Source organism: Rhodoferax sp., from assembly GCF_039922535.1.
Lineage (GTDB): Bacteria > Pseudomonadota > Gammaproteobacteria > Burkholderiales > Burkholderiaceae_C > Rhodoferax_B.
Genome location: NZ_JBDTEM010000367.1, coordinates 1 through 4,446 on the forward strand (window position 1 = coordinate 1; position 4,446 = coordinate 4,446).

Here is a 4,446-nt window from a genome sequence, read left to right on the forward strand (position 1 = left end):
AGCCGGAGGCGGCTCAAACACACCGGCTCCCTCAAAATTCAGCAGGGTCTTGGTGGAGGGCGACAAATCCGCCGCGCCACCCAGTAGCCACGGCATATGGGCGGCGATGGCGTTCAACACCTGGCCAGATGCGTCGCGCGTTGCCAAGCCTTTGGCATCGGCCGCAAAGTGGGGCAATGCGCTATCCCAGCCCTCGGGCAGCGCCCGATGCTGCAGGCATTCGATTTGCGCGGCCAGTGCAGGGTATTGCGCACGGTAGGCCGCGTACTGGGTCCTCCATGCGGTATGGGCAATCCGACCCCGCTGCCCAAAGTGGGCACTGAAATGCGCCACCACGCCCTCGGGCACCGCAAACTGTGCGTCGGGGTCAAATCCATAGAACTGCTTGGCCAGGCGCACCTCGTCAACCCCCAACGGTTCGCCGTGCGCTTCCTTGGTGTCTTGCTTGTGTGGCGCGCCATAGCCGATATGGCTTTGCACAATGATGAGAGTGGGTCGGCCCTGCGTTTGGGCAAACACCTGCAGGCACTCGGTCAGTAGCGCCAGATCGTTCGCATCGGCCACCTGTAGCACCTGCCAGCCACAGGCCGCAAAACGCGCAGCCACGTTTTCGGTAAAGGTGATGCCCGTCGCCCCTTCAATGCTGATGTGGTTGCAGTCATAGATCCAGCACAGGTTGCCGAGTTGCAGGTGGCCCGCCAGTGACGCAGCTTCGGCGCTGATACCCTCCATCATGTCGCCGTCCCCCGCCAGGGCATAGACCTTGTGGTCGAACACGGTATAGCCGGGGCGGTTGTAAGTGGCCGCCAGCCAGGCTTGCGCGATGGCCATACCCACGCTGGTGGCAACCCCCTGGCCCAAGGGGCCGGTGGTGGTTTCGACCCCCGCCGTCCACCCGTGTTCAGGGTGGCCTGTGCAACGGCTGCCCGCTTGGCGAAAGCTCTGCAAATCCGCCATCGTCACAGCCAAGCGCGCGGGCTCGGCACCGCCCAGGGCATCGCCCTGTTGCACGCCGCACAGATGTAGCAAGCCATACAACAAGGCCGACGCATGCCCGCCCGACAGCACGAAACGGTCGCGGTTAGGCCAGGTCGGGTCTCCGGGGTCAAAGCACAGAAAGCGCTGCCATAGAGCGTAGGCCGTAGGTGCGGCGCCCATGGGGGTACCTGGGTGCCCGGAATTCGCCGCCTGCACCGCGTCGATGGCCAGAGTGCGCAAGGTGTTCACGCACAACAGGTCCAGGGACTCTTTGTTACCAGCTTGCATCGGATGCCTCTTTCAACGGTGGAATATGCGAAGCTGAAATCTCAGCATCCGCCTCAATTCTGGGGCTTGGCAGCGGCAGCTGGCTGCTCCACGTGGCCGCCAAACTCATGCCGCATGGCGGACTGCACGCGGTTGGCAAAGTCGGCCTCGTTGCGCGAGCTGAAGCGGGCGTATAACGCGGCGCTCAGCACCGGTACCGGCACGGCTTCGTCAATGGCGGCCTGGATAGTCCAGCGGCCTTCGCCCGAGTCGGATACCCGGCCGTCAAAGCCGTCTAGCCCAGGGTCGGCCTTCAACGCCGCAGCCGTCAGGTCCAGCAGCCAAGAGCCAATGACGCTGCCGCGCCGCCAGACTTCGGCGATCTCGGGCAAGTCCAGCGCGTACTGGTAATGCTCGGGGTGGCGCAGCGGTGTGGTTTCTGCATCGACCACGCTCGCGCGCTGGCCGACGTTGGCATTGCGCAAGATGTTGAAGCCCTCGGCATACGCGGCCATGACGCCGTATTCGATGCCGTTGTGCACCATCTTGACGAAGTGGCCCGCGCCATGCGGCCCGCAGTGCAGATAACCCTGGTCGGCGCTGCCGACATCCGCACGGCGGCCCGGTGTGGGCGCGGCGTTGCCTGCACCCGGTGCCAGCGTGGCAAATACCGCTGACAGATGCTGCACGGTGTCTTTTTCTCCGCCAATCATCAGGCAGTAGCCGCGCTCCAGCCCGGCGATGCCGCCGCTGGTGCCTACATCCACGTAATGCAGCCCCTGCGCCTGTAAAGCGGTGGCCCGGCGGATGTCGTCGTGGTAGTAAGAGTTGCCGCCATCGATCACGATGTCGCCCTTTGCCAGTAACGGCGTGAGCTGCGCCAGAACATCGTCCACCGCCGCCGCAGGCACCATCAGCCACACCGCGCGCGGCTGCGGCAACGCTTCTACCAGCCCTTGCAGAGAAGCAGTACCGGTAGCCCCCAGCCCCACCATGCGCTCTACGTCTTGCGCATGCCGGTCATAGACCACGCACTGGTGTCCACCGCGCAAGAGACGGGTGACCATGCTGGCCCCCATACGACCGAGTCCCACCATTCCGAGTTGCATTGCCCGCTCCTACTGTGTGCGGTGCGCAGTGGTCTGCTCCGCTGTCTATAAATGTCTACACCTTGTAAAAGCAGCTCCGGGCCGGGTCTGTGCGTTACCGCACAGGCTGCGCGGGCTTCACCGGCTCTTTACCGTGCCCACAGCCGCGCAAAGCTGGCCATCGATGCCAGTCCCGCAAACATAGCCCCCAACCCCAGCGCCCAGATGGGCCCGTGCAGGCTGCCTGCCAGGCCAAAACACAGGGCCACCAGGGCCGCGCCGCTGGTCTGGCCGATCAGACGGGCCATGCCGATCACGCCACTGGCACCGCCGCTGCGCTCGGGCGGGGCGCTGGACATCAGCGCCTTCAGATTGGGCGACTGGAAGAAGCCAAAACCCGCGCCACACAGCGCCATGCGCAGCACGATGTCCAGCGTGTGCGGCTCGGCGGGTAGCAGCGCCAGCGACACCATGCCCAGGCTCAAAAACGCCAGCCCCACACCGCCCAGCAGGCCCGGCGGATGGCGGTCGGACATGCGCCCGGCAATCGGCGCGGCCAGCGCCACGATCAGCGCCCACGACACCATCAAAAAGCCGGTGCTGACGGGGTCGCGGTGCAGCACCTCTTCAAAGTAAAACGGCAGCGACACAAAAGCCAGGCCCTGCGCCGCAAAGGCCGCCATGGCCGTCACGGTAGACAGCGCAAACATCGGGCGGCCCAGCAAGTCCAACGGCAGCATGGGTGCCGGATGCCCGGCCTGGCGGCGCAACAACAGTGCGCCCGCCACCAGGGTGACGGCCAAGGGTGCGGCGACCAGCGGCCAGGCCGCGCGCTGCGCGCCCGAGCCCAGCGCCAGGATCAGCGCGGCAAAAGTGATCGCCGTCAATACCGCAGCCACCCGGTCAAAGCCGTGGCCACGCCGCGGACTGCGCGGCAGCGTGGGTACCGCAAAGGCCAGCGCCAGCAGGCCCAGCGGCACGTTGATGGCAAACAACCAGGGCCAGGAAGCCACCGACAGTACCAGCGAGGCCACCGCCGGGCCGATGGTGAAACCCACGCCGACCACCAGCGCATTCAGCCCGACACCGCGCCCCAGCCGCTCGGGCGGATACAGCAGCCGGATCAGCGCAATATTGACGCTCATCAGCGCGCCCGCCCCAATGCCTTGCAGCGCACGGGCCACGGCCAGCTGGGGCAAGCTACCGGCAAACGTGCACAGCAGCGAGGCCACGGTAAAACCCGCCAATCCGCCGATAAAGATGCGCCGCGGCCCCACCAGATCGCCCAATGCGGCAAACGGCAGCAGGGTGGCCACCACGGCCAGTTGGTAGGCGTTGATGATCCAGATCGAGCTAGCCGCCGCCGCGTGCAGGTCGGTGGCCATGGCGGGCAAGGCGGTGTTGGCAATGGCTGTGTCCAGCGCCCCTAGGGCCACCCCCAACATGATGGCCACCAGGGCCAGCCATTCGCGGGTGTGGAAGCCGGTGTCTGTGGAGATTGAAGGCGGGGTGAGGGCAGCGGGGGGCATATCGGACATGCAAAAAATGTAGCCGCTCTGGCACGTTCTTGCCGCAGCGGGGTTAATGCTGCATGGGTTTAAATTTACAAGCCAAAACGGGCTCTTGCGCAGATATAACCTGCACAAGTGGCTATTGAAATAATAGCGTCTTATAGAATCCAGCCTCCCTATTCTTACCAGGCCTTGGTAGGGAAGATGTATGAAAAATCCCCTCTATAAAAACCACATTGCCGTGCCGCTGTTGGCCATGTTGCCAGGAGAGACGCCATGACGCGCTTGGCGGTCATCGACTTTGAAACCACCGGCATCTCCCCCGGCCAGGGCGACCGCGCCACCGAGGTGGCCATTGTGGTGGTGGAGCACGGCCAGGTGGTGGACCGCTTCCAGAGTCTGATGAACGCCGGGGTGCGCATCCCGGCCTTCATCACCCAGCTCACCGGCATCAGCAACGCCATGCTGGCTCACGCGCCCAGCGCCGCCCAGGCCATGGCGGAGGCCAGCCGTTTCGTGGGCGACCTGCCGATGGTGGCGCACAACGCCGCGTTCGACCGCAAGTTCTGGCAGGCCGAGCTGGCCCGCATCGGCGACCCCGC

3 protein-coding genes and 1 pseudogene are annotated in these 4,446 nt (G+C 65.2%); 1 reads left to right on the forward strand and 3 read right to left on the reverse strand.

Annotation, left to right across the window (positions count from 1 at the left end; genetic code table 11):
• The 3 genes and pseudogenes from ABI213_RS17545 to ABI213_RS17555 all read right to left on the reverse strand — a co-directional run.
• Positions 1 to 1,266, reverse strand: a pseudogene (locus ABI213_RS17545) (transketolase); the annotation flags it as partial.
• A 53-nt stretch (positions 1,267 to 1,319) separates the two neighbouring features.
• Positions 1,320 to 2,354 carry a phosphogluconate dehydrogenase (NAD(+)-dependent, decarboxylating) gene (gene gnd / locus ABI213_RS17550; RefSeq protein WP_348008387.1) on the reverse strand — a complete coding sequence of 345 codons (1,035 nt, stop codon included), beginning with the start codon at positions 2,352 to 2,354 and terminating at the stop codon, positions 1,320 to 1,322.
• Between the two features lie 128 nt (positions 2,355 to 2,482).
• The gene (locus ABI213_RS17555; protein ID WP_348028027.1) at positions 2,483 to 3,778 is read right to left on the reverse strand and encodes an MFS transporter; all 1,296 of its coding nucleotides are present in this window, start codon (positions 3,776 to 3,778) and stop codon (positions 2,483 to 2,485) included.
• A 342-nt stretch (positions 3,779 to 4,120) separates the two neighbouring features.
• Between ABI213_RS17555 and ABI213_RS17560 the strand changes: the two genes are divergently transcribed.
• Positions 4,121 to 4,446: 3'-5' exonuclease (locus tag ABI213_RS17560; RefSeq protein ID WP_348028025.1), on the forward strand; the 326-nt coding region annotated here is incomplete at its 3' end.